Genomic DNA, 25,177 nt, shown 5'->3' on the forward strand with positions numbered 1-25,177 from the left:
TCAAGTAAAGGCGGGGAGGATATCCAGCATTAAGAGGATATCGAGCATCAAACAGACAAGGGGCTTAAGCCCCTTGTTTTTTAGCGGAATTCCTTGATTTCCTCAGCTTTTTTCAAGGGATTCCTAGCCCATTTCAGCGCTATGCAAGTCGAAGCGGCCTACGATGCTTGATAGGCGGGAAAATCCGCGTAGCCCTTTTCGTCAAAAGCGTACCAAACCTCCAACGGAGCTTCCGGAGCCAGGGGCCAATCATGGGCAAACCGCTCAACTAAGTCCGGGTTGCTGATGAAAGGTCGCCCAAAAGCAATGAAGTCTGCATTCCCCGAGGCGATCGCCGCTTCTGCTGTTTCTTGGGTGTAGCCACAATTGCCCATCAAGGGGCCTGAAAATACCGATCGAAACTCGCTCAGGGTCATCGGTTCACCCAAGTTATGGAACCCAATTGCTAGGCCATCCATAACGTGCAAATAGCCCAAATTCAGTGCATTGAGCTGTTGCGCCACGTAGGTAAAGGTTTCCCGATAATCCGGCGAACCCATATCGTTATAAATCCCATTGGGCGCAAGCCGAACCCCCACCCGATCGGACGGGAAAACTGTGATTACGGCTGCCACAATTTCGCTCAGAAACCGATAGCGATTCTCCAGGCTGCCACCGTAGCAATCGGTGCGGTGGTTGGTTTTGGATTGCAAGAATTGATCAATCAAATAGCCATTGGCCGCGTGAATTTCCACCCCATCAAAACCCGCCGCCTTGGCTCGTTCGGCGGCCCGGCGATAGTCTTCCACCACTGCCGCCACCTCGTCGGTTTCCAGAGCGCGCGGGGTTTCGTAGGGGTGTTTGCCCGTGGGGGTGTGGATGTGGTCGTTGCTGATGGCGATCGCGGAGGCCGAAACCGGCAGCGACTCATCGGCGCGGAAACTGCTGTGGGAAGCGCGGCCACAGTGCCACAGTTGCAAGAAAATTTTGCTGTCCCGATCGTGTACTGCTTGGGTGACCTGTTTCCAGGCTTCCGTTTGAGCGTCGTTGTAAATGCCGGGAGAGTTTTGCCAGCCAATGCCCTGTTCAGAAACGACGGCGGCTTCGCTAATCAAAAGGCCAGCACTCGATCGCTGGGCATAATATTCCGCCATCAAGGCATTGGGCAGGCGCTCCACCCCTGCACGGGCGCGGGTTAGGGGAGCCAAAACCACGCGATTTTTGAGGGTTAAGTCACCAAACGTGAAAGGACTTAGAAGCTGAGGAGATGAACTCACAGAACGATTCCCAATGAATGGCAGAGTTAATAGTCGTGACTTTCAATCTAGCAAATTCATTAGGACTTGGGACTCTACTGGCAGATTAAATTGCGTTTAAGTATTTGGATTTGAGCAATGGCCCCTACGAACTCTTTGACCATAATTTAGCCCAAGAGACATCACTCACTGATCACATGAGCGTGAAAAACAATTTAAGATGCTTTTGTTGACATCAAGACAGGAATTTAGTGAAAGATTTCGGTCAAAAATTTAAAAATATTCTGGATCAAACTCTAGGAAGCAATTAAGCAGACCAATGACTAACCCATTGGCGAAGTTGGTTTTGAAATCTAGCCATTAGGCTTTTCGGTTCCGAATCTTCCAAGAGACCCACTGTTTCTAAATGGTGGCGATAGCTTTCCAACACATCTTGACGATCGCCCATGGCCTGCGAAATCACCTCCAACAAATGGGGATGGTTATTCAGAAGTAGTTGAAACCCATCACGGTGAATCAAAAAAAGTTCGGTCGGTTCCGCCGCTCGCATGGTGGTGGGGTAAGGCACATTCAACATCAGCGGCAATTCACCAAAAAATTCACCCTCTGTGAAGGAAAACAACCGGCGGCTAATGCGTTGATTTTCAAAAATGGCTTCGATCGCCCCTCTCAAAACAATGCAAAATTCATGGGCCCCATCCCCTTGCTGATAAAGAATTTCGGCCGTTGTTAATTGCCGCCGGTAGCCTAATTGGATCAAAAATTCAATTTCCAGGGGGGTGAAACTTTGGAAGTAGTCGATCGATCGCAGCAGGTCTTTGAGGGGTTCGTTGGGAATAGTTGCCGGAGCGATCGCCCCGGCCTCGGCCGCTGAGGGTTCCGACTCGGCCGCAACCCAATGAGGAAGGGTTGGTGCAAGCTGGATCTGATGTTGCCGCAAACCATGGGCGATCGCAAAGTGGAGAGCACTGCGAATGCCAGCACGTTGATCAACACGATCGACCCAGGCCCAAAGTTCCAAACTGATGCTGCCTTCTTGAAAGCCTTGAAACATCACCTTGGGTGGGGGCGATCGCAAAATATGTGAGTGAGTAAAAGCCGCCGCCAGCAAAATTTCTGTCACGACTGAAAGATCGCTAGTCGGAACCACTTTCAAGGGAATTTCAATCCGGCTTTGGCAATCTTGATAACTCCAATTTTCAACCATTCGATTTGTTAATTCGCTGTTGGGCACAATTAATTCCGACCCACGAAACGTGCGAATTACAGTTGAACGAATCGAAATATCTTGGATATAGCCCAGCTTATTATTAAATTCAATCAGGTCTCCAACCTTGAGTTTTTGCTCCCCCAGCAGGGTCAAACCACTGGCCCAATTTTTGGTTAGTTCCTTCAGCCCTAAGCCAATGCCAACACCTAGACCGCTGACCACCAAAGCAAAGGACTCCAATTGTAATCCCATGGCTTGGAGCACCAGCACATAACCCAGAGCGCCCATGCTCCAGCTAAACAAAATAGCGACCGCTCCACGGGTTCCTTCGCTCATGCCCAAGCGTTTTAGGATGATGTTTTTTAACAATTGGCGCAGGCCTTTGGTGAATAGACTCACCAGCATCAGCAGCAACGCCACTTGAATCATCCACCCGATCGTGATCGGGGTGGTTCCCAACCTGAAAAGGGGAGCTTGTGTAATTTGCGACCAAGCAACTTGTAAAGCAGCCATGAAGACGTTCCCGATCGGGATTGGGTTGGGAAAGTGGCCAAATTCAGTATTCAGGAAGCATCGTTCAGGAAAGATTTTTCAAACCAAATTCTTCACAAGAACCCTTTCCCAAAAACTGCAACTCTTTATTCACGAAACTGGCGAGCATAGTAGGCGGCATAACGACCGTTTTGGGCCAGTAGCTGATCATGGCTGCCCGATTCGACAATTTGCCCTTTTTCAACCACCAAAATTCGATCGGCTCCACGCACGGTGGCCAGGCGGTGCGCAATGGTCAGGGTGGTGCGATCGCGCCGCAGTCGATCGAGCGCTTCTTGCACCAGGCTTTCGGATTCCGAATCGAGGGCGCTGGTGGCCTCGTCCAAAATCAGAACTTTGGGATCTCGCAACACGGCCCGGGCGATCGCAATGCGCTGGCGCTGGCCGCCGGACAAGTTGGCTCCCCGTTCGCCCACCCAGGTGTTGTAGCCCTCGGAGAGTTGGCTGATGAAGTCGTGGGCGTTGGCAATTTGGGCGGCTTGTTCGATGGCGCTGCGGCTGGCTTTGGGGTTTCCCAGGGCGATGTTGTGGGCGATCGAACCGGAAAAGAGGATCGTTTCTTGGGGCACGATCGCAATCTGTTGGCGCAGGCTGTTGAGGGTCACCTCTCGTAAATCGATGCCATCAATGCACACCTGGCCCCCTTGGGGATCATAAAACCGCAGCAACAGATTGACGATCGTGCTTTTGCCCGCGCCGGAAGCCCCCACCAGGGCGATCGCCTCACCGGGCCGCACGGTCAGATCCAACCCTTGCAGCACCGGTTCCGCCGCGCTCGGGTAGGCAAACTCGATCGCGCGGAATTCCACCCGGCCGGTGATGGTGGGCAGGGGTTGCGCCCCGGGGCGATCGCGCACCGTCGGCGGCACGGCCAGCAGCTCAAACAGCCGATCAACCGAGGCTTCACTTTCCTTGAATTCGTTGTAATTGCTGGTGGTGATTGAAATGGGGTCAATCAACAGGGCCACAGCGGTCACGTAGCTAATGAACCCCGCGCCGGTTAAGTTGCCTTGGCCAATTTGCCAGCTTCCCAACCAAAACAACACCAACACGCTCATGGCTTCCAAAAAGCCCACAATCACAAACTGAGCCGCCTTCGCTTGGGCCGCTTGCAGTTTGGCGTGTCGGGCCGCTTCAGCCTCTTGCCGGAAGCGATCGAGTTCCGTGCGTTCGGCCCCAAAGGCTTGCACCAACCGAATTCCCGCCAAAATTTCCGCGATCGTGGCCGCCAATCCCGCAATTCGATCCTGGCTGCGGCGAGCAAAGCTCAACAGGCGATCCCCAAACCAAGCGATCAAAACCGCAATCAAGGGCGCGATCGCAAAGGTAGCCAAGGTTAACTGCCAGTTGAGATAGATCATGTATCCCAACACCACCACCAGTTGCAGCACACAGGGCACAAACTGGTGAAACACTTTGCCCACCGCATCTCCCACCCGATCGACATCGCCCGTGAGTCGATAGGCCAGGTCACCCGTTTGCGATCGCTCAAAATAGTCCAGGCTCAGGGTTTGTAAATGTCCATACAGCCGCACCCGTAGGGTCATGGCCACCCGCAAAGCCGCCTTGGCCATCAAGGTATCTTGGCCATACTGAAACGCGCCGCGCACCAGAAAAATCAGGGCTGCTAAGCCCGCCAATTGCAAAATTTTGTCTGGCTGACCCGTGCCGATCGGCTCGGCCAACTGCCCCGGCAACCAGGCCAACACCGGCCAAAAAGCCGTGAACCCCACCGTGCAGGCCAACGCCAGGGCGATCGTCTTGGCCTCCGCGCGCACGAAGGGCCACAGTTGCCAATAGTGCGATCGCCCTTTGCCGGTTCGGGACATGGTTTACACCTGCTTTGTGGATAGAGCCAAAATGCTACCTGTTAATCAACCCCGAATCCCGATCGGGATCCAATCTCCTCCTGGGCTGATCCCCGCAATTGCCAGAATCGAAAGCAGGTTGAAAGGGGATTGGAAACGATCGATCTAGTCAACTTAAATGAATGCCCTAAGCATGGTCTAAAAAAGAATGGTCTAAAAATGGCTGATTCAAACGCTCCTTTGCAGCGAATCCCCCCATGGATCGTTAAAAAACATACCCATTCCTCCGAAGGATCCCCAAAGAGTTATGGTGTTAGCCGTCGTAGCCCTCGGGTGGGTGGTTTAAACTTGAAGCGTGCGACCATCCCGCGCGATCGCCCAATTTTGCCCCCGGATGCCGCTCGCTCCCTACAAACCCACTGCTTTGAACGCTGACACAGTAAACGCAGCCTGGCCCTATGGTGACGCTCTCAGTCGGTCAACTTCTCGACCGACGCTATCGGATCGTAGAAATCCTGTCGTCCGGAGCGTTCGGGCAAACTTACCTGGCTGCGGACTTGCGCCGACCGGGCTTGCCCCACTGCATCGTGCGGCAATTCCAATTCCCCAGTAAAAATTCCAAAGCGCTGCAAGTGGTGCAGTTGCTGTTTAAGAAAAAAGCAGAAACCCTCGAAAAGCTGGGCACTCACGATCGAATCCCGCAGCTTTTGGCCTGCTTTGAGCAGGAGGGACAACTTTTTTTCATTGAGGAACTGATCCAGGGGCAAACCATCGCCGAGGAGCTGAAGGCCAATCAGCCCCAACCGGAAGAGTATGTGGTGCGTTTCCTGCAAGATACGCTGGAAGTGCTGGATTTTGTCCACAAAAACGGGGTCATTCACCGTAACTTGCGGCCCGAAACCCTGATTCGCCGCACGATCGATGGGCGAATTGTCCCGATCGAATTTGGCTTGATTCAAGAAATTGCCAATCCCTCAGCCCGGGCTGATGCGATCACGCCGCCCCCTTCGCCGGATTCGGTGGTTTACATGTCGCCGGAACAGTTGCAGGGAAACCCGCTCTACAACAGCGATCTCTACGCGGTGGGGATGATTTGCGTCCAAGCCCTGACCGGGTTATCGCCCAATGCCCTGCCCAAACCCAAAGACAACAATGGCGATCGCCCGCCCCATTTGGATTGGCCCAACCACGGGCAAATTAACCCCGGACTGATTTCTCTGATTGAGCGGCTGATTTCTCCCTACTTCGATCGCCGCTATCAGTCGGCCGCCGATGCCCTGCGGGATTTGCAGGAACTCTATGGCCTGTCCATGGGCAGCGGGGTGAATCTCAGCGGCGCGGGCATGAGCGGCCTGCGGGCCCGGCTGGCCAGCAGCAGCCAAAACTCCCCCGCCCACAGCGAGGCCCAGGAGGCGGCCAAACGCCGTTGGCCCGATCGCCGGTTGTGGTTGGGGGTGGCGATCGCGGTGGTGGGTTTGGGGTTTGGGGCCTTGTTGTTGGCGGGGCCCCTGCGATCGCGCTATTGGGTCGATCGCGGCAGTGACCAACTGAAGGCCGAAAACTTGGAAGAGGCGATCGCCAACTACAGCCAAGCCCTCCAGGTGGATGCCAACAATGCGGAAGCGCTCTACCGACGGGGAGCCGCCTATGAGGAAATTGGGGAATATCAAAAGGCGATCGCGGATTTAGATCGGGCCATTCGCCTGCGGCCCAAACATGCCCCCAGCTATTTCCAACGGGCCAACGCCCGCTACCGTCTCAGCGATGCCCGCGCTGCGATCGAGGACTACGATCGGGCCCTGACCTACGACCCCAACTTGGTGCAGGCTTATCTGAACCGGGGCAACGTTCGGGGCGACATTGGCGACGACAAAGGGGCGATCGAGGACTACAACCGTGTGATTGCGGCCAAGGGAGTGCCGGCCCGCCTCCTGGCCCCCGCCTATCTGAATCGGGGCCTATCGCGATCAAACCTGGATGACCAACAGGGGGCGATCGACGATGCCACCAAAGCAATTCAACTGAACCCCAGCTATGCCCTGGCCTACCAAAACCGCGGCCTAGCCCATCGGCGGGCCGGCAACCTCCAGGCCGCCCTTCAGGACTTCAACATTGCGATCCAACTACAACCAGATGACCCAGACCCCTACTACAATCGGGGGCTAACCCGTTGGGATTTGGGCGAAGTGGAAGGCACGATCGAAGACTTCAACAAGGCGATCGAACTGCGGCCAGAACATGCCCTGGTTTATTACGATCGGGGCGTGGCTCGGCTCAAGCAGGGCGACCAAACCGGCGCACTCACCGACTTCCAACAATCGGCCAAGCTGTGCATCGACGAAGGCCGTTTGGGTTGTTACCGTGATGCCCAGTACCAAATCCAACAGATCCAAGCGGGCAAACTGCCCACCGATCTCAAATTGTCCGATGAGGAAGAACCCGAAGCCCCACCACCCGAACCCAGCCCCGCCGCCAGCCCTCCGCCCTCCTAGTCACGCGGCCGGCTTGCTTTCACCGGCCAAGCTATAGGTCAAGCCATCGGTCAAGCCATAGATTGAGTTAATTAAGTTAAATGACTGTTCCCGTTACCCGATCGTTAGGCAGCAAAGGGCTTCAGCCCCCCGGGATTGCGACTAACTCCGCAATCTGCGCCCAACGAATTAGACCTATCGCGCGACTAGGCGCGGCCATCCATTCACCTGCTGGGGTCTGTCTCACCCTCTAATTCCCCAGACCTCGTTTCTGGATCATTTAACCCGTTGTTTTTGCCCCATCCCTAACTGAACTTGGCCCCCAACACCCCACCTTCTCCTCCACCTCCGGGCGATCGACCTCCCAAATCATCCCTAGGCAAGGATCCTATTACCATCGGCCAACTGCTGGATAAGCGCTATCGCATCTTGCAAGTGCTTGGCTCCGGAGCCTTTGGCAAAACCTACCTGGCTGCGGATCTTCGCCGGCCGGGCTATCCCCAATGTGTGGTGAAGCAACTGCGCCTGTTGCGTCCCAACCCCACCGCCGCCAAAAACGCCCACCGTCTCTTTCAGCGGGAGGCGGAAATGTTGCAACGGTTGGGAACCCATCCCCAAATTCCCCGCCTGTTGGCTTTTTTTGAAGAAAACGAGCAATTTTATCTCGTCAAGGAATTTGCACCGGGCCACCCCCTCTCGCGGGAATTGGTGGTGGGGGAACCGCTCCCGGAACAACGGGTGATTTCCATGGTGGCGGAAATTCTGGAAATTTTGTCCTTTGTCCATGGCAACCGGGTGATTCACCGGGACATCAAACCCGCCAACTTAATCCGCCGCAGCGCTGACGGCCGGTTGGTGTTGATTGACTTTGGTTCCGTGAAGGAAATTTTGCAAACCGATGGGGAATCGGCCGCCGCCCGCACGATCGCGGCGGGTACTCCGGCCTACATGCCGATCGAGCAGTTTTATGGCAATCCCCAGTTCAACAGCGATATCTACGCTGTCGGGGCGATCGCGATTCAGGCCTTAGGGGGCTTTTCTTCGGAGGAATTGCAGGCCCTGCGAGGATCCCAGGAGCCGGTGAGCGGCCGTTTGAATTGGCGGGCCAGCATTTCTGTCAGCACGGCGTTTGGAACCGTCCTCGATAAGATGGTGCATCCTTCCTATCAACAGCGCTACGCCAGCGCCGAGGAAGTGTTGATGGATCTGTTGCCGTTGATGGGCGGGAATGTTGGCGAGTCCATCACCACCGCCGCCGAGGAAGAACTAGGCAACTCCATTCCTTGGGCTGAATGGTGGCGACGTTGGTGGCCTTGGGGGTTGGGGTTGTTGGGCACGGTGGTGGGGCTGGCAACCCTGTGGCAGTCGGGGTTGCCCCAGTTGGCCATTGCCCAGATGATTTTGTCGCGCTGGTCTCAAGTGCCCACGGGATTGGTGATGAACCAAAATGCGTCCCCCTCGGATTTGGTGGGGATTGCGCGGATGTTGGAGGGAAAAACCCCAGCTCCCGATCGCACCTGGGACTACAGCAAGGCCATCCACGATGCAACCCAAGCGCTGGTTTGGTCCGCCAGCAGTTCCGCCTATTTTTTGCGTGGTGTGGCCTACTACAACAGCGGCAACTGGAATGCGGCGTTGGCCGACTTAAACCAAGCCTTGCAGCTCGAAGCCAGTGACGCGATCGCCCGTACCTATCTGGCGGCCACGCAAGATCGCCTGGGCGATTTGCAAAGTGCTTTGGCCAGCTACGATCGAGCCATTCAAGACAATGGCAAGTTGAGTGCGGCCCACTTGGGTCGGGGGTTTGTGCGGTTGCAACTGAGCGATGCGAAAGGGGCGATCGCGGACTTTGACAAAGTACTGTCTCAGCAGTCCAGTTGGTCGGCGGCTTACCGTGGTCGGGCCTTGGCCAAAATGCTGGCGGGCGACTCCGAAGGGGCGATCACCGACAGTTCCCAAGCCATTCGGCTCGATCCCAACAACGCCAGGGCCTATCAGGTACGGGGACGTACTCACTTTGCCAGCGGCAATCTGCCCTCAGCCCTGGCCGATTTGACGGTGGCCATTCGTTTAGACAGCAAAGATCCGGAAAGCTACTACTACCGCGCCCTCACTCGCCAGGCCCTGGGGGAACCCCAAGGCACACTCAGCGATCTGAACCAGGCGATCGCCCTGGACGATCGCTATGCCATGGCCTATCAACAGCGGGGATTGGTGCAGGTGGGCTTGGGGAACCGGGCCCCGGCGGCGGCGGATTTTCGGCAGGCGGCCAAGCTCTGTCTCGATCGGGGGCAATTGGATTGTTATGACGCAGCCCGCCGTGAGCTAGAGAAATTGCAGGCCATGCCTTAAGGGCTGTTCTCTAGGTTATTCTCCAACCCCCCATACCCTCATGCTGTCGATCGGGAAAATCATCGGGAACCCATGGCTCGGGCAAGCCGCCAGCCGCATCCGGCCAACCGGACTGATGGGCGCGGTGGCGGGCCTGTTGGTGGGTTGCCAAGCGCCCCCATCGCCTTCTCTGTATTCGTCGTCCGTGCCGGCCGGTTCGCCCCCGGTGCAACCCTTGACGCGCATCACCCAATCCGGCGGTGGCATTGCGATCGCGCCCGATCGCCTGGCCGTCAGCACCGGTCAGGTCATCTTGGTGCCAGCCTACTCCCATGTGTATTACGGCGATCGGCAGGATGAATTCCTGCTGAGTATCACCCTCAGTATTCGCAACACCAGCCTCACGGAGTCGATTGTGGTGCGATCGGTGCGGTATTACGACTCCCAAGGCAAGCTGATCAAGCAATATGCCAGCAGTGCCTTGAAGTTGCCACCCTTAGCAAGCACAGAATTTTTCATTCCCCAAACCGATCGCAGCGGTGGTTCCAGCGCCAGTTTTGTGGTGGAGTGGGTCGCGGAGCAAAAACAGGTTACGGCCCCGATCGTGGAAGCGATTATGCTCAGCACCAGTTTTCAGCAGGGCGTTTCATTCACCAGTTCTGGCCGCGTAGTTCAAGAGCTTTCGGCCCCGCCAGCCGCCCGATCGCCCAATTCGCAGTGATGACAAGGGGGCACATCTGGTTGCACCATGGGACGGGTTCAGCGAGCAAAATTCTACTTTAGGAACCATGCTGTGGCCGCCGGAGCCAGGGCTGAGAACTACGGGGATCCTAAAGATTGCAGGGAAATGAACGCGATCGCCATGCCTAAATCCTCGTCATCGGTGGCCAACAACAGGCGCGTAGCGTTCGGCTCCGGAGCCAGGGCGATCGCTTCGATTTTGTGGTTGCCCGCTTGGATCAGATTTTGCGGGCGATCGACCGGCTGCCAAACCCATTGACCCTCAACCCAAGTCAGCGACCCCACCCAATATAGGGCCGACTGAAAAGGGCCCCGATCTCCGCCATCAATGGTGGCCAGACCCAACAGGCGACCATCGGCCAAATACACCAAATCCGAGAGCGATCGCTGGGTGGCCAAATCCAAGGGGCCGGTCACGGGGGCGATGCCTTGTAGCGCGATCGCGTTGCTGGCCGGGTCAAACCACCCCCAGTGGAGGGTGGCGGGGCGGCCCTGGCCACCGCGATCGGCAAACAGGATCGCCAGGCGATCGCCCCAGCGCACAATCCGCAGAGTTTCAATGTCGCGATCGGGTTCCGGGGTGGGGGGCAAGTTAAAAACCGCCCGAACGGTCAGTTCACCGGCCAGCGATCGGGGGTCTGGATTCAGGAAAACCTCGGCGATCGAGGAACCATGCTCCAACGCCGACAACCGATAGGCTCGTCCGCGACTGGTCACGGCCAGATAGTCCCCGGTTCCGGGAATGGCGCTGATGGCTTCGAGGTCGATCGGCAGTTCGGCATCGGGGGGCCAAGCGAGGGACGATCGGCCCCGGGGCGGTCGATCGCCCCATTGCACCTGACTGAGCCGATAAAGCGCCGTGCGGGCCCGATCGCCCTTGGTGTCGTGAACCGCCAAAAAGAACTCTTGATCGCCATCGGATCCCTGCCAGGCCAGGCCACTGATGCCCGAGAACCGATCGGCCCCGAGTTCTGTCCAGCGCAGGAGCAGAGGACTACGGGCCCACAGGGGGGCGTTGACCAGGCCGATCGCCCCGATGGTCACCAGCAACAGCAGCACCCATCGGCGAATTCGGCGCGCAAGGGTTGAGAGTCGAGAACGAAGCGGCGTGAGATCTGGCAGCATTCGGAGCAAAATCGACAGCGATCAATCGACTGGGGAGCGGCTTCCCTAGTGTGACCGATGGGCTGAAGCGGTTGCCAGTTTAGGTGACGGACTGGAAGAAGTTGATCGTGGCGTGCAGGGCTTGGGCAAACCGATCAATTTCTTCGATCGTGTTGTAAAAATACAGGCTGGCGCGGGCGGTGGAAGCAATGTTCAGGGACTTGTGCAGGGGTTGGGTGCAGTGGTGACCCGATCGAATGGCGATTCCCTCTTGATCCAAAAATGAGGAGAGATCGTGGGCGTGAATCCCATCCACGGTGAAGGCCGCCAGAGCCGCCCGGCCGGAACCATCCGCCTGGGGACGGGGGCCATAAATGCGCACTTCGGGAATGGCCCCAAGGCGATCGAACAGGTGGCGGGTTAATTCCGCTTCGTAGTGATGAATGGCATCCATCCCGATCGCGCTTAGGTAATCGATCGCCGCGCCCAGGGCGATCGCTTCGCCAATGGCCGGTGTGCCTGCTTCCAGTTTATGGGGCAAGTCCGCATAGGTCGATCGCTCCAAATCCACCTCGGCAATCATTTCCCCACCTCCCAAAAAGGGCGGCATCGATCGCAGCAATTCCAGCTTGCCGTAAAGGAAGCCAATACCCGTTGGGGCGCACATTTTGTGGCCAGAAGCCACCAGCCAATCACAATCCAGCGCTTGCACATCCAGGGCCAAGTGGGGCGCACTTTGGCAAGCATCCAGCAAGACTTTGGCTCCCACCGATCGAGCGGCGGCCACCACCTCGGCCACGGGCAAAACACAGCCCAAGGTGTTGGACACATGCACCAGGGAGACCAGTTTGGTGCGATCGGAAATCAGCGATCGCAACTGCTCCAAATCCAAAGATTCCGTGGCATCCAAGCCCACGAATTTCAGCACTGCCCCCGTGCGTTGGGCCACCAATTGCCAGGGCACTAAGTTGCTGTGGTGCTCTGCCACGGACAGGATAATTTCATCGCCCGCTTGCAGTTGGCTCATGCCCCAACTGTAGGCCACCACGTTGATCGCTTCGCTGGCATTGCGTGTGAACACAATTTCCTGAAACGATCGGGCATTCACAAACTTAGCCACCTTTTCCCGCGCCGCTTCATAGGCATCCGTGGCCCGCATACTTAGGGTGTGAACCCCGCGATGCACATTGGCGTTGTCCCACTCGTAATAGTGCCGCAAGGCATCAATCACCTGTCGGGGCTTTTGGGAAGTCGCCGCATTGTCCAAATACACCAGCGGCTGATCATGCACCCGTTGATCCAGGATCGGGAAATCGGGGCGCACCTGTTGGGCGATCGAGCGGGGCAAGGTGAGGGTCATGGCACAGGGAACAGAACAAGAGGATGAAGTAGACCTAATGACCAACCGGGAGCAAGGGTGATTGGCTCGCGATCAACCGATATCAGTGGCGATTGGTGAATGGCGATTGGTGAATGGCGATTAATGAGGCTCTAGCTTGCGCTGCCTGGATTAATCCGTTGGGCAATTTGGCGAGCCAAGGTCGATCGCAATGAGGCGATCGGGAGGCGATCCAAAATTTCCCCCGCAAACCCATCCAACAGGAGCGATCGAGCCGTGGCCAAATCCAAGCCACGACTACGACAGTAAAACAGCTCCGTTTCCTCCAGTTGGCTGACCGTGGAACCGTGAGAACACTTCACATCATCCGCAATGATTTCCAGTTGCGGCTTGGTGTCCACCCGCGCCTTGGGCGACAGCAACAAATTGCGGTTGAGCTGGGCGGCGTTGGTTTGTTGCGCATCGTGATCCACAAAAACCCGTCCATTGAAGACCGTGTGGCCCCGATCGTCCGCAATGCACTTGTGCAACTGATCGGCGGTTCCGTGGGGATGGCTCAACACCAGGGAGCTATGGGTGTCCGTTAACTGCTCACCCGTGGCCACCGACAACCCGTTCAGGATGGTTTCAGTGCCGGGGCCCGTTTGGGCAATGTCGATCGAGTGACGGGCGATCGACGCACCCTGGCTGATGGTGGTTAGGGTGTAGTGACTGTTCCAGTCTTGGGAAATGGCGGTTTTGCCGATGTGGATCGCCTGTTCGCCTTCCCGTTGCAGTCGCACATGGTGCAGGGTGGCGCAATTTCCCAGCACCACTTCCATCACGCTGTTGGTGCAATAGCCGCCTTGCCCGATCGCCACATAGTCTTCAATCAGGGTGCAATGGCTGTCGCCGGCCTTGGCCAACACCAAGCAACGGGGCTGACTGATTGCCGGTTGATCCGCCGTGGCCACATGTAGCAGGTGAATGGGTTTGGCCACCTGCACGCGGCGTTCCAGCTCAATCACCACACCATCGTTCAGACCGGCCGTATTCAGCACCGAGAAGGCATCCTGACTGCCTTGTTGGCCCAGGTGGCTCGCCAGGCGCTCCCGATCGGTCACGGCCGCCAGCGAGCCGATCGTGACACCATCGGGCAACCCGACCAAATTCGACAGTTCCGGCACAAACCGACCGTTCACCACCACCACCCGCACCGATGCTTCGGGAATGGCGAATGCCGCGATCGCCTCCGGTTCAAGGGTGGTCAGCTCCGGGGCCCGCAACGCGATCGCCAACATGGGCGATAGATCCGTAAACCGCCAATCCTCATCTCGCGTCGAAGGCAACGCCATTTCCTGCGCCACGGCCTGGGCCTGCGATCGCAGCCGCTGCACCAATTCCCAATCAGTTGCCGGAGTGGCCGCCGTCACCGTGGCCAGCAAGCCCGCGTAATAGGTCGATCGCTGGGCTGCCTTGCTCGGTGCTCGATCGCCCGGCGTTGAGTTCGCCGTCAGTGCGTCCAAATCTGCCTTGTTCAAGTCCGTTAAACCACTCAAATCCACGCCCATCGTTACACCCCCACCGGCTGCAACTCGTCCACCCAGTCGTAGCCTTTGGCTTCCAATTCCAGCGCCAATTCCTTATCGCCCGTCATCACGATTTTGCCGTCGTACATGACATGGACATAATCCGGCACGATGTAATCCAGCAACCGTTGGTAGTGGGTGATCACCAGCATCGCATTCTTTTCGTTTGCCAGTTGATTCACCCCCTCAGCCACAATTCGCAGGGCATCAATATCTAAGCCGGAATCCGTTTCATCCAGCACGGCCAAGGTGGGTTCGAGCAGCGCCATTTGCAGGATTTCGTTGCGCTTTTTCTCACCACCTGAAAAGCCTTGATTCACGCTGCGATCGAGGAAGGACGCATCCATCTGCACCACTTGCAGGCGATCGCGCACCACATCCTCAAAATCAAAGGGATCCACTTCCTCCAATCCCTGGTGTTTGCGGCGGGCATTGTAGGACGCACGCAGAAAATCCAAGTTGGAAACCCCGGGAATTTCTACCGGGTATTGGAAGGCCAAGAACACCCCCGATCGGGCCCGTTCTTCCGCTTCCAATTCCAAGAGGTTTTGTCCTTCAAAGACTACCTCGCCACCGGTCACCTCGTAGGCCGGATGTCCTGCCAAAATTTTGGAAAATGTACTTTTTCCAGAGCCATTGCGACCCATAATCGCGTGAATTTCGCCGGCCTTAATTTCCAGGTTCAAGCCCTTTAAAATCGGCGTGTCATTCACATTGGCGGTGAGGTTTTTGACCGAAAGGACGGTCGGTGCATTATCAACAATCATCGTGGCCCTTCAACCCTCAAAAACAGGCTTCCAATTCAACAAATAAGCTCAACAAATAAGCTCAACAAACAGGTTCAACAAACAAGGGACTTAGAGCCTGTCGTCATTTCCCTCGCCGTAGGGGTTGGGTCTCCCAACCCTAACCCGGGCGATCGCTCTAACCTTGTCCACCCCTGGGAACACCCAAGGATCACGGGAACTGGACGGGGAGACCCCGCCCCTACGACTGCTCGGTTGGGAGAACGAGGTTATCAGGGTTTCAGGCGATTTGACGACACACCTTAAGCCCCTTGTTTCCAATCCCGATCGACCCAGTGCCGTTAGCCCACCGAGCCTTCCAACTTCAGGCTGAGGAGTTTGTCGGCTTCCACCGCAAATTCCATGGGCAACTGGTTAAACACATCCTTACAGAAGCCCGAAATCATCATTGAAACGGCATCTTCGGCGGAAATGCCCCGTTGCGCCAAATAGAACAATTGGTCTTCGCCAATCTTGGACGTGGTGGCTTCGTGCTCCACCCTGGCTAACTCGTTCTGCACCTGGATGTAGGGATAGGTGTTGGCTTGGGCATTGCTGCCAATCAACATCGAATCACATTGGGAATAGTTGCGCGCCCCATCGGCATTGGGCCCCACTTTCACCAGGCCGCGGTAGCTGTTTTTGGACTTGCCCGCCGAAATGCCCTTGGAGACGATCGTGCTGCGGGTGTTTTTGCCGATATGCACCATCTTCGTACCGGTGTCGGCCTGTTGACAGTTATTGGTGAGGGCAACGGAATAGAACTCCCCGATCGAGTTATCACCCACTAGCACACAACTGGGATATTTCCAAGTGATGGCTGATCCCGTTTCCACCTGTGTCCAAGAAATTTTGGAATTCCTGCCTTTGCAGAGGCCGCGCTTGGTCACGAAATTATAAATTCCGCCCTTCCCGTTCGCATCCCCGGCATACCAGTTTTGCACCGTGGAATATTTGATGCTGGCATTGTCCAGGGCCACCAATTCCACCACCGCCGCATGGAGTTGGTTGCTGTCATACATAGGAGCCGTGCAACCTTCCAAATAGCTGACGGAGCTGCCTTCTTCAGCCACAATCAACGTCCGCTCAAACTGACCGGAATCCCCGTTGTTGATGCGGAAGTAGGTGGACAATTCCATGGGGCATTCAACGCCCTTGGGAATATAGACAAAGGAGCCATCGCTAAACACAGCGGAGTTGAGGGCCGCAAAGTAGTTATCCGCGATCGGGACAACGCTGCCCAAATATTTTTTAACCAGCTCCGGATGCTCCTTGAGGGCCTCAGAAATGGGGCAGAAAATTACCCCATGTTCTGCGAGCTTTTCGCGGAAAGTGGTGGCCACGGAAACGCTGTCAAAGATGGCGTCTACCGCCACATTAGCCAGCCGCTTTTGCTCCGAAAGGGGAATTCCCAATTTCTCGAAGGTTTCGAGCAGGGTCGGATCAACTTCATCTAGGCTCTGCTTCTTTTGCGTTTGCTTCGGAGCGGAGTAGTAAATGATGTCTTGATAGTTGATCGAGGGATAGTTCACATCAGGCCAGGTCGGCTCCGTCATCTTCAGCCACTGGCGGTAGGCCCGCAGCCGAAATTCCAGCATGAACTCTGGCTCGTTTTTCTTGGCCGAAATGGCGTAGATTGTCTCTTCACTCAGACCCCGAGGCAGGGTATCTGACTCGATGTCGGTGACGAAGCCGTACTTATAGGGTTGGTTAACGAGGGTGCTGACGGATGCGCTCATGGCTCGTGGGGACTGGCGTTCTTCTCGGAGGGGGCGGGGGCCATCGGCGGAATGGACGATCGCACCTTTGGCTACCGGGGCGATCGAACGGATTGTAACCACTCACCGCGCGGAAAATCGCGGGAGTTGGCAGCGCTAGCGCATGTTTAGGATTTCGTCGAGGCCGATTTCCTGCTGCTCGCCCCGGAAATCATTGTCAGGGGTTAGAAACAACATGCAGTGACATTCATAGCGCTCGCGCATGGGCACACAAGGACAGTTCCAATAGGCAGCGGCCACTTCGGCTTCCTTGTCTTCGTAGTGCCGACAGGGGCAAAGGGGCGAGCCGAGTTCGTCCTTGTGGCGGGCGAGACCTTCGATCACGACAGCGGTCACGCCCGGATCAGCGCAAAAGTAAGTGCCGGTACGTTTGGCGTAGCTTTCAGCGAACTTCCGAACTGCATCAAGGCTCTTTTCGCTGGCGTGGGTCGTTGCATTGTCCATGTCGGCGGGTCTCTAGAAATTAACGGTGGGGTTTGTATAATGACCTTGATTGCTAAAACAACTTGATTGTTGCGTAATCGTCTTTAGCGTACTTTAGCAACGCAAAAGTTGTCAAAGCCTGAGCGATCGAGGCCAGAATATAACAATAGGCTGTTTTCTTAACCGGTTGTTTTGAACGGGCCGATTCACGGTCGATCGACTGGCTGCCGCTGCCGAATGCTGCCCAATCCACGATCCACGGTCTGAGCGAATGAGTGCTCTTCAGCAAGCGTCCACGAAGCATGACATTTTGAAATACCTCCTCCAGCAGGGAGAAGCCACGGCCCAACGGCTGGCGGAGGCGCTGGGCATCAGTCCACAGGCCACCCGTCGCCACCTGAAGGATCTCGAAAGCGAGGGGCTGATTTTGCACGAGGCAGCCAGGGGCGGCACGGGTCGTCCCCAGCACCTTTATCGGTTGAGTCCGGCGGGGCGATCGCAATTTCCCGACAACTACGATGAATTTGCCGTGGATTTGCTCCACACCCTGACCGAAACGATCGGGAATGACCAAGTGCAGTCCCTGCTGCGGCAACAGTGGGTGCGCAAGGCCTTGGACTACCGCCGACATCTGGGCGCGGGAAATTTGCGCGATCGGGTGGCTCGGTTGGTGGACTTGCGCCGCGCCGAGGGCTACATGGCCGAGTGGGAAGCGATCGAGCCGGAAGCCGACGGCCACCCACGCTACTTGCTGGTGGAACACAACTGCGCCATTTCCACCGTGGCCGAGTCCTATCCCGGCGTTTGTGCCCATGAGTTGGAGATGTTCGCGATCGCCCTCCAGGGCTGCAAGGTGGAGCGCACCCACTGGATTGTGGGCGGCGAGCACCGCTGTGGCTACTCCATCCAAGAGTCGGAAACCACCCCCACCCCCGCGACCCGTGCCAACTAGGCTCGCTCCACCCGGCCCCGCAACCAGAGGGGCGCGATCAAGAAGAGGCGCAATAAGGAAGGGCGCGATCAAGGTGCAAGCGATCGGGTCAGAAATCGGGCTAAGGTTAACTAGCGGGGGGTTGCCGATTGCAGCACGCCTGTTCAACTCCGCCTGTTAATCCCACCCATTCCAGCCCGCCCATTGCCTCTCGGGTGCTGTCTCCCCAATCTGGGTGAACTGTGCCGAGCGATCGCGATGGAAACCATCCGCCTCGATGCCTATGCCGCTGAACAATCCTATGAATCCTCAGGGTTTGGAGTTTTTGACCCCCGAAGAGTCTGCAAAGGTCGATGCGGCTCTGTTGTCTCAGCCCGAAAAGTTTTTAACGCGGTTGACCCTCTCGTCTTTGAAACTGCTGCGCTACATTGCCGAGGACGAGGGCGTGGCGATCGAAGCGTTAACCCATGATCAGGTGATTGCTTGGTTTGAGCGCGATGCAAAGCGTAAGTGCGAGCAGGGAATTGATGCGACAGTGCTGAAGTGGGATGTTTAGATCGGTTTACAGACCTGTTCTGGCGGGTCTGTTTTTGATAGATTTTGGGTCTAATTTCCTTTTGAATTGCCTTTCAATTTCCCTTTTAGCTTCAACTTCACGTTCAATTTAAGTTCAATCTCACGTTCAATTTAAGTTCAATTCCCACTCTAATCCCAACTCTAATTCCCGATTTACAACAACACCATGCTTGACTGGCTCCACACCCTTCTGGGTCACGATCATCACGCCCTGTCCCAATCGATCCAAGCAAGTTGGCAGTTTGGGTTTTCTGCCTTGCAAACCAGCCCTGCCAGTGAATTTTCGCGGGGCTATTGTGTCCAAATTTGTGCCTTTCTGGTTCCGGCCAATTTGTTGGCGACAATTCAAGCGTTGGTAATGATGGTGATCGATCGCCCTCTGCGCGATCGATTGGTAATTGGTTTGGTCGGTAGTCTTTACGCCACCTTGATGGTGTTGCATGTGGCAACCTGGTTTGCGGTGGGCGTGGTGATGGCTCCGACCTATGTGTTGCTGTCGTTGGCGGTGGTTTGTTTGGTGATGAATGGAGCAATCATTGGAAAAGCAGTTCGATCGAGATCAAACTTGAGCAGCTCCGTCGCCGCTTCGGCCCCAGCTCTCTAGAACTGCACCCTTAAGACTGCTAGGACTGAACCAATCAAACTGCACCATTAAGACTGAACCAATCAAACTGCACCAATCGATACCCATCGATAAAGGCCAGAAGAGATGCCTTTTGCATAGGCACAAGTTCAAACCGATCACCATCCCTAAAGGATCAACTCAAAAAAGCTCTAAAGGTCAACCCAAAAAGCAGACAAGGGGCTTAAGCCCCTTGCCCCCCATCATCTTGTCAGCCCACAATCTTGCTGTGGAAGAATCAGGGCTGTCATCAATTGAATGAACCTGAATGAACCCAGATCAGCTTGACCTAGATCAAACCTAGATCAGCTTGATGGCCCGCAGGGTGAACATCATGCCCGCTGCCACGCCCAACATACCGCCAAAGAAGATGAAATAAGTAATTGCGCCAGACATGGGCCAAGCCTCCCAATGGATTCTGAAAAATGGGTTAGTCCCTAACCATTGAACCATCCCGCGCTAAAATACGGCCCGCTCTGGTTTTTTGCCGTTCGTTCACTGTTGCTGGCGCAATTGCGCTCTGGGTTATGGCCGCTACGATTCGCGTAAATTTACCCCAAAATGCCTACGACATCGCGATCGGGGCGGGCTTGCTCGATCATGTGGGCGATTGGATGCGCGAGCGATCGACCCAAACCAATCCCAAGGTTTTGCTGGTCTCAAACCCGCAAATCTTCAAGCGCTATGGTGATCGGGTGATCGCGTCTCTGCGGGCCGCGGGTTACCAAGTCCAAAGCTGCATTTTGCCCGCTGGTGAGCGCTACAAAACCCCCAGCTCTCTCCAAAAAATTTACGATGCGGCGCTCGATTTCCGTTTGGAGCGATCGAGCGTCATGTTGGCGCTGGGCGGCGGAGTGATTGGCGACATGACCGGGTTTGCGGCCGCCACTTGGTTACGGGGCATCGCCTTTGTTCAAGTGCCCACCTCGCTGTTGGCCATGGTGGATGCCGCGATCGGGGGCAAAACCGGCATTAACCATCCCCGAGGCAAAAACCTGATTGGGGCGTTTCACCAACCGAGGCTGGTGTTGATTGATCCCGAGGTGTTGGCCACCCTGCCGGTGCGGGAATTGCGGGCGGGCATGGCGGAGGTGATTAAATACGGCATTATCTGGGATCCAGACCTGTTCGATCGGCTGGAAGCGGCCCCACGCCTCGATCGATTTGCCGCCATTCAACCCCTGTTGGGCGAAATTTTGCAGCGATCCTGCCAAGCCAAGGCCGATGTGGTGGCCCAAGACGAAAAAGAAGGGGGCCTGCGGGCCATCCTCAACTATGGCCACACGATCGGCCATGCGATCGAGTCATTGACCAACTACCGCTTGGTGAACCACGGGGAAGCCGTGGCGATCGGGATGGTGGCGGCGGCCGAGTTGGCGGCCAAGATGGGCCTGTGGGATGGGGGCAACTGTGCCCGACAACTGGCGGTGATTCAAAAAACGGCCCTGCCCGATCGCGTGCCGGCCAGCCTAGATCCGGAAGCGATCGCTGACTCCTTGCTGTTAGATAAAAAAGTCAAAGACGGCAAAGTTCGCTTCATCTTGCCCACTCGGATCGGAGCCGTTGAAATGGTTGATCAAGTTCCCGCTGATGTGTTGTACCCAGTGCTGCGAGCCTTACAGGGTTAACAGCGGGGCCCCTGAGCACCGGTCTCTGGCTGGATGCTGGCTTTTCCCGGGTTCGGTCAGTGTTCGGCCAAATGTAGTAGACTCTGCCTGACGCGGGTTCTCGTTGCATTCTGAAACGTTGGTAGCCCCATGTTCCCGTATTTGTTTCATTTCATTGCGTTTCTGGCGGCGGCGGCCATTGTGATGTGGACAACGCCGATCGTCCGGGCTGCGGGCCTCAAAACTGGGCGCTTTGATCTCCCCAACGAGCGTAAAATGCACGATCGCCCCATGGTTCGACTGGGGGGAATTTCGATCTTTTGCGGCGCGATCGCAGCCCTCGGTCTGGTGTGGTGGCTGGGCGGCTTTGAAACCGCCAGTTCCCACAAAATCAATGAAATTATTGGTGTTTTAGGGGGTGGGATCGCCTTTTTTGCGATCGGGCTTGCGGATGACCTCTATGGTCTTTCTCCCTTCACGCGCCTGGCCATCCAAACCGCCGTCGCCACCGTCTGTTGGCATGTGGGCGTTAGCATCGACTTCCTCACAATTCCCGGCTTGGGCCTGGTGCAATTGGGCTGGCTGAGCTTGCCCATCACCGTCCTCTGGTTAGTGGGCATGGTGAACGCCATCAACTGGATTGACGGTCTGGATGGTTTGGCGGCCGGCGTTTCCGGCATTTCCGCCACCGTCATGATGTTTGTGGCTCTGTTTATGAACCAGCCGGCCGTGGGCCTGATTGCCGCAGCCTTGGCGGGTGCGGCCCTCGGATTTTTGCGCTACAACTTCAACCCTGCCCAAATCTTTATGGGAGACGGGGGAGCCTATTTTATGGGCTTTGTGCTGGCGGGGGTAGGGGCGATCGGCCTGGTGAAGGTGACCGCCGTAACTTCTGTGTTGCTGCCTTACCTGATTCTGGCGGTTCCGTTGCTGGATATGTCGGCGGTCATTCTCGATCGCCTGCGCAACGGTAAGCTGCCTTGGATTGCCGACAAGCGACACTTACACCACCGCCTTTTGGATGCCGGCCTGTCCCATCGGGCGGCCGTTTTGTTTATTTATGCCCTGACCCTGTGGGTGGGAACCCTGGCTCTGGCTTTTTCCGGAATGCCCAGCGGTCTTGGCTATGCCCTCGCGGCCACCGCCGTTTTGAGCTACATGGGCTGGCAAGTTTGGCGACAGGCCAAAAACCCCTCCTAGGGCTGACCGGATGGATCCGATCGCCCTACTGATCGGCCTGGGGCTGGGCGGAGCGATCGGCTGGTGGGGGCGTGCTGCTTGGCGATCGCCCAAACCCGATTCATCGCCCTCCTTGGATCAGCTTCAGCATTACCTGTGGCAGTGGCACGATCGCCACGCCCAATCCTTAGATCTGTCACTTGATCGACAGGCAACCCTAGAACAGCACTTGCAAGCCTTGGGCGATCGGTTAGGGGCGATCGAGCAACAGCTCAACACCTTGCCCGCTGTCTCGATCGACCCCGAACCCACCCCCCTAGCCTCAGAGATCGGGTTCGATTACCTGCCCCTCAACGACCTGCTCGGCAATGGACAATGGCAAGCCGCCGACACCGCCACCCGAGACTATTTGCTAGCGGCCTTGGGCAAATCAACCCAGGATTCCCTCACCCCCGACGATCTCCAGCACCTGCCACTCACGGACTTAGCCACCATCAACCAGCTTTGGACCTATTGGAGCGGTGGTCGGTTTGGTTGGACAGCCCAACAGGCCGCCTGGCAAGCGGCCCAAGGCGACTATGGGCAATTTTGCGATCGGGTTGGTTGGCGCAAAGGCGAATCCTGGTGCTACGCTGACGAACTTTCCTTCCGCGACAATGCACCCATCGGCCATTTGCCCACCATTGTTTGGACAAAACGCGCCTGCTATGGCCTAGGAGCCGTTCCCGTGTCGAGCCTGTTAGCTGCCCTGCTCGATCGCCTGGCTCAGGCCGATCGCTGAAGCCCATCTGGGCCACGGTTAATTCCCCAAAAGCGAAGGACTACGAGCAATTCACCCATCAACCAACCCATAAACCAACCTATCAACCAGCTCATCAACACCATCTAAAATTTGATTGGAATCCCCAGAAAAAACGGTAGATAACCAGTATTACTCAGGATTTTTGTATATAAATTTCCGTAGTAAAACTATTGATTATCAAAACTTATCCATGACTTATTCATGGGAAAAATTCAAAAAAATATCAACCTCCTCACGGCGCACTCAACTACTCCTCCAGGGGCCGATCGGGGCCTAAATTTTCTAAGTCAGCTTCCCAATCAGCTCAAGAATTGCGATCGCGCATTGCTATTCCCAACTATCAATGCTGCTTTAGCAAATCTATAAAAATCACTAATTAAGAAACGAATAGCCATTAGGAGCCAAATCATGCTTACTTTGCTCTCATCAACCGGGGCAATCGATCGTTAAAAATCTTGCAGAAAAAATATTCACCCCAAGCTAATTTTTCAACGATCACGAGTGATTCCTTTGTCGTAGATTAAAAAAGCGATCCGTGGGCAGGCCCACTCCCTTCCCACCCTTAGCTCCCAGTTGGAGTGATTGTTCTTAAACTTCGCAACCAAATCCATGTTCTTACAGGAAACCCTGGCGGCTTTCATCACACGGATGGATGGCATCGCTCCAAGTAATTTTGTTCCCCTGTTTGCGCCCCTGCTGGCCACCGCCGAAGCCGAAAACGCCCCGATCGTTTTGGCTGGCGTGCTTTTATCTCTGGTGATCATTTATTTGTCCAGCAAACTTGGCTCAGAACTGGCCAAGCGGCTAGACTTTCCCCCCGTTTTGGGCGAATTAGTTGCCGGGGTGATCGTTGGGGTGTCGGCACTGCACCTGATCGTGTTCCCAGAAGGGGGCTTGACGGCCAATGACTCGATCGTGATGCAGGCCCTCAGCCTGATTAACACCCTCACGCCCGAAGCCGTCACGGATATCTTTAGCTCCCAAAGCGAAGTCATTTCCGTGTTGGCGGAACTGGGCGTGATTGTGTTGCTGTTTGAAATCGGCCTGGAGTCCGACCTGCGGCAACTCAAAGAAGTGGGCATTCAGGCTACCGTTGTGGCCTGTGTGGGAGTCGCGGTTCCCTTTGTTGCGGGCACTGCGGGGCTGATGACCATTTTTGGTGTGCCCGCCATTCCCGCCATCTTTGCGGGCGCGGCCCTGACCGCCACCAGCATCGGGATTACCTCCAAAGTCCTGTCGGAGTTGAACCAACTCAAGTCCAAGGAAGGACAAATCATCGTCGGCGCGGCGGTGATTGATGATGTGCTGGGGATTGTGGTGTTGGCCGTGGTGGCCAGCCTGGCCAAGACCGGCGAAATTGACACCGGCAACGTGATCTATTTGATTGTTAGCTCCACGGTGTTTCTGTTTGGCTCCATTTTGCTGGGCGGTGTATTCAACAAGTTTTTTGTGAAGACCGTCGAAGCGCTGAAAACACGCGGCAACATCGTAATTCCGGCCTTTATTTTTGCCTTCTTCATGGCATTTTTAGGCAACGCAATTCATTTGGAAGCCATCTTGGGAGCCTTTGCAGCCGGGTTGGTGTTGGATGAAAGCGATGCCCGCAATGAGCTGGATGAGTTGGTGAAGCCGATCGCGGATTTGCTGGTGCCCATTTTCTTTGTGACGGTTGGGGCCCGCGCCGATTTGAGTGTGCTGAATCCGGCAGTTCCCGAAAACCGGGCCGGCCTGCTGATTGCCGTGTTCTTGGTGGCCGTGGCGATCGTGGGCAAGTTGGTGACCGGCTGGGCCGTGTTTGGGCAACCGGGCATTAACCGCTTGGCGATCGGGGTGGGCATGATTCCCCGGGGCGAAGTGGGTCTGGTGTTTGCGGGCATCGGTTCCGCCAGCGGTGTGCTGAGCAAGCCCCTGGAAGTGTCGATCATCATCATGGTGATCTTGACCACCTTCCTGGCTCCGCCGTTCTTGCGAGTGGCCTTTGGGCAGCAGGAATCGAGCACCAGCGAATCAACTCCCTAGGGATTTGTTCAGCGATTTGTCTAGTTCTCGAAATTCTCTAGGCAACAATTGCCCCTGATTGCAACGCGGATCAGACCACCGACCAGACCACGGATC

The 25,177-nt window shown here is 56.1% G+C and carries 21 protein-coding genes; 10 read left to right on the plus strand and 11 right to left on the minus strand.

Features of this window, described 5'->3' with window-relative positions; genetic code table 11:
• Positions 1-158: 158 nt before the first annotated feature.
• From AMR42_RS19410 to AMR42_RS19420, 3 genes are all read right to left on the minus strand, one after another.
• Positions 159-1,256 (minus strand): alkene reductase, encoded by a 1,098-nt coding sequence (locus AMR42_RS19410; protein ID WP_099535528.1) that lies wholly within the window; start codon positions 1,254-1,256, stop codon positions 159-161.
• A gap of 286 nt (positions 1,257-1,542) precedes the next feature.
• Entirely contained in the window at positions 1,543-2,958 is a 1,416-nt protein-coding gene (locus AMR42_RS19415) for a mechanosensitive ion channel domain-containing protein (protein ID WP_099535530.1), read from the minus strand.
• Between the two features lie 125 nt (positions 2,959-3,083).
• Entirely contained in the window at positions 3,084-4,826 is a 1,743-nt protein-coding gene (locus AMR42_RS19420; protein WP_099535532.1) for an ABC transporter ATP-binding protein, read from the minus strand.
• 437 nt (positions 4,827-5,263) lie between these two features.
• Here AMR42_RS19420 and AMR42_RS19425 point away from each other — a divergent pair, with 437 nt between their 5' ends.
• From AMR42_RS19425 to AMR42_RS19435, 3 genes are all read left to right on the plus strand, one after another.
• A complete protein-coding gene (locus tag AMR42_RS19425) occupies positions 5,264-7,297 on the plus strand; it encodes a serine/threonine-protein kinase (protein ID WP_099535534.1) in 2,034 nt (677 codons plus the stop codon).
• A 294-nt stretch (positions 7,298-7,591) separates the two neighbouring features.
• Positions 7,592-9,628 (plus strand): serine/threonine-protein kinase, encoded by a 2,037-nt coding sequence (locus AMR42_RS19430; RefSeq protein WP_099535536.1) that lies wholly within the window; start codon positions 7,592-7,594, stop codon positions 9,626-9,628.
• 40 nt (positions 9,629-9,668) lie between these two features.
• A complete protein-coding gene (locus tag AMR42_RS19435) occupies positions 9,669-10,328 on the plus strand; it encodes a DUF3124 domain-containing protein (RefSeq protein WP_199858253.1) in 660 nt (219 codons plus the stop codon).
• Between the two features lie 98 nt (positions 10,329-10,426).
• On the opposite strand, the gene AMR42_RS19440 is transcribed toward AMR42_RS19435, so the two are convergent.
• The 7 genes from AMR42_RS19440 to AMR42_RS19470 form a co-directional block, all read right to left on the minus strand.
• Positions 10,427-11,473, minus strand: a complete 1,047-nt coding sequence (locus AMR42_RS19440; protein WP_099535538.1) for a hypothetical protein — start codon at positions 11,471-11,473, stop codon at positions 10,427-10,429.
• A 79-nt stretch (positions 11,474-11,552) separates the two neighbouring features.
• A complete protein-coding gene (locus tag AMR42_RS19445) occupies positions 11,553-12,812 on the minus strand; it encodes a SufS family cysteine desulfurase (protein WP_099535540.1) in 1,260 nt (419 codons plus the stop codon).
• Positions 12,813-12,943: 131 nt separating this feature from the next.
• The gene (gene sufD / locus AMR42_RS19450) at positions 12,944-14,341 is read right to left on the minus strand and encodes a Fe-S cluster assembly protein SufD (protein ID WP_099535542.1); all 1,398 of its coding nucleotides are present in this window, start codon (positions 14,339-14,341) and stop codon (positions 12,944-12,946) included.
• Positions 14,342-14,343: 2 nt separating this feature from the next.
• Positions 14,344-15,126 (minus strand): Fe-S cluster assembly ATPase SufC, encoded by a 783-nt coding sequence (sufC, locus tag AMR42_RS19455; RefSeq protein ID WP_099535544.1) that lies wholly within the window; start codon positions 15,124-15,126, stop codon positions 14,344-14,346.
• Positions 15,127-15,446: 320 nt separating this feature from the next.
• Positions 15,447-16,883, minus strand: a complete 1,437-nt coding sequence (sufB, locus tag AMR42_RS19460) for a Fe-S cluster assembly protein SufB (RefSeq protein WP_099535630.1) — start codon at positions 16,881-16,883, stop codon at positions 15,447-15,449.
• A 135-nt stretch (positions 16,884-17,018) separates the two neighbouring features.
• Positions 17,019-17,366 carry a ferredoxin-thioredoxin reductase catalytic domain-containing protein gene (locus AMR42_RS19465; RefSeq protein ID WP_099535546.1) on the minus strand — a complete coding sequence of 116 codons (348 nt, stop codon included), beginning with the start codon at positions 17,364-17,366 and terminating at the stop codon, positions 17,019-17,021.
• Positions 17,367-17,418: 52 nt separating this feature from the next.
• Positions 17,419-17,598: a hypothetical protein gene (locus AMR42_RS19470; RefSeq protein ID WP_099535548.1), complete on the minus strand. Its 180-nt coding sequence runs from the start codon at positions 17,596-17,598 to the stop codon at positions 17,419-17,421.
• Between the two features lie 18 nt (positions 17,599-17,616).
• Here AMR42_RS19470 and sufR point away from each other — a divergent pair, with 18 nt between their 5' ends.
• The 3 genes from sufR (at position 17,617) to AMR42_RS19485 (ending at position 19,456) form a co-directional block, all read left to right on the plus strand.
• On the plus strand, positions 17,617-18,297 hold the full coding sequence (gene sufR / locus AMR42_RS19475) for an iron-sulfur cluster biosynthesis transcriptional regulator SufR (RefSeq protein WP_099535550.1): 681 nt from the start codon (positions 17,617-17,619) through the stop codon (positions 18,295-18,297).
• Positions 18,298-18,559: 262 nt separating this feature from the next.
• Positions 18,560-18,832: a hypothetical protein gene (locus AMR42_RS19480; protein ID WP_234407109.1), complete on the plus strand. Its 273-nt coding sequence runs from the start codon at positions 18,560-18,562 to the stop codon at positions 18,830-18,832.
• 186 nt (positions 18,833-19,018) lie between these two features.
• Positions 19,019-19,456 (plus strand): hypothetical protein, encoded by a 438-nt coding sequence (locus AMR42_RS19485; protein WP_199858254.1) that lies wholly within the window; start codon positions 19,019-19,021, stop codon positions 19,454-19,456.
• 318 nt (positions 19,457-19,774) lie between these two features.
• On the opposite strand, the gene AMR42_RS21450 is transcribed toward AMR42_RS19485, so the two are convergent.
• On the minus strand, positions 19,775-19,870 hold the full coding sequence (locus tag AMR42_RS21450) for a cytochrome b6-f complex subunit PetL (RefSeq protein WP_099535552.1): 96 nt from the start codon (positions 19,868-19,870) through the stop codon (positions 19,775-19,777).
• 131 nt (positions 19,871-20,001) lie between these two features.
• Here AMR42_RS21450 and aroB point away from each other — a divergent pair, with 131 nt between their 5' ends.
• The 4 genes from aroB (at position 20,002) to AMR42_RS19510 (ending at position 25,081) form a co-directional block, all read left to right on the plus strand.
• The gene (gene aroB, locus AMR42_RS19495) at positions 20,002-21,102 is read left to right on the plus strand and encodes a 3-dehydroquinate synthase (protein WP_099535554.1); all 1,101 of its coding nucleotides are present in this window, start codon (positions 20,002-20,004) and stop codon (positions 21,100-21,102) included.
• 129 nt (positions 21,103-21,231) lie between these two features.
• Positions 21,232-22,281 (plus strand): MraY family glycosyltransferase, encoded by a 1,050-nt coding sequence (locus AMR42_RS19500; RefSeq protein ID WP_099535556.1) that lies wholly within the window; start codon positions 21,232-21,234, stop codon positions 22,279-22,281.
• A gap of 10 nt (positions 22,282-22,291) precedes the next feature.
• A complete protein-coding gene (locus tag AMR42_RS19505) occupies positions 22,292-23,041 on the plus strand; it encodes a GUN4 domain-containing protein (RefSeq protein WP_099535558.1) in 750 nt (249 codons plus the stop codon).
• 669 nt (positions 23,042-23,710) lie between these two features.
• Positions 23,711-25,081 (plus strand): cation:proton antiporter, encoded by a 1,371-nt coding sequence (locus AMR42_RS19510; protein ID WP_199291579.1) that lies wholly within the window; start codon positions 23,711-23,713, stop codon positions 25,079-25,081.
• Positions 25,082-25,177: the final 96 nt, after the last annotated feature.

The sequence above is a fragment of the Limnothrix sp. PR1529 genome, assembly GCF_002742025.1.
GTDB lineage: Bacteria > Cyanobacteriota > Cyanobacteriia > CACIAM-69d > CACIAM-69d > CACIAM-69d.

Coding starts and splice junctions, on each gene's coding strand:
- sufD (WP_099535542.1), bottom strand. CDS start 14,341: ATGGGCGTGGATTTGAGTGGTTTAACGGACTTGAACAAGGCAGATTTG.
- AMR42_RS19425 (WP_099535534.1), top strand. CDS start 5,264: ATGGTGACGCTCTCAGTCGGTCAACTTCTCGACCGACGCTATCGGATC.
- AMR42_RS19510 (WP_199291579.1), top strand. CDS start 23,711: ATGGATGGCATCGCTCCAAGTAATTTTGTTCCCCTGTTTGCGCCCCTG.
- AMR42_RS19505 (WP_099535558.1), top strand. CDS start 22,292: ATGGATCCGATCGCCCTACTGATCGGCCTGGGGCTGGGCGGAGCGATC.
- aroB (WP_099535554.1), top strand. CDS start 20,002: ATGGCCGCTACGATTCGCGTAAATTTACCCCAAAATGCCTACGACATC.
- AMR42_RS19440 (WP_099535538.1), bottom strand. CDS start 11,473: ATGCTGCCAGATCTCACGCCGCTTCGTTCTCGACTCTCAACCCTTGCG.
- sufB (WP_099535630.1), bottom strand. CDS start 16,883: ATGAGCGCATCCGTCAGCACCCTCGTTAACCAACCCTATAAGTACGGC.
- AMR42_RS19445 (WP_099535540.1), bottom strand. CDS start 12,812: ATGACCCTCACCTTGCCCCGCTCGATCGCCCAACAGGTGCGCCCCGAT.
- AMR42_RS19420 (WP_099535532.1), bottom strand. CDS start 4,826: ATGTCCCGAACCGGCAAAGGGCGATCGCACTATTGGCAACTGTGGCCC.
- AMR42_RS21450 (WP_099535552.1), bottom strand. CDS start 19,870: ATGTCTGGCGCAATTACTTATTTCATCTTCTTTGGCGGTATGTTGGGC.
- sufC (WP_099535544.1), bottom strand. CDS start 15,126: ATGATTGTTGATAATGCACCGACCGTCCTTTCGGTCAAAAACCTCACC.
- AMR42_RS19465 (WP_099535546.1), bottom strand. CDS start 17,366: ATGGACAATGCAACGACCCACGCCAGCGAAAAGAGCCTTGATGCAGTT.
- sufR (WP_099535550.1), top strand. CDS start 17,617: ATGAGTGCTCTTCAGCAAGCGTCCACGAAGCATGACATTTTGAAATAC.
- AMR42_RS19480 (WP_234407109.1), top strand. CDS start 18,560: ATGCCGCTGAACAATCCTATGAATCCTCAGGGTTTGGAGTTTTTGACC.
- AMR42_RS19415 (WP_099535530.1), bottom strand. CDS start 2,958: ATGGCTGCTTTACAAGTTGCTTGGTCGCAAATTACACAAGCTCCCCTT.
- AMR42_RS19435 (WP_199858253.1), top strand. CDS start 9,669: ATGCTGTCGATCGGGAAAATCATCGGGAACCCATGGCTCGGGCAAGCC.
- AMR42_RS19485 (WP_199858254.1), top strand. CDS start 19,019: ATGCTTGACTGGCTCCACACCCTTCTGGGTCACGATCATCACGCCCTG.
- AMR42_RS19500 (WP_099535556.1), top strand. CDS start 21,232: ATGTTCCCGTATTTGTTTCATTTCATTGCGTTTCTGGCGGCGGCGGCC.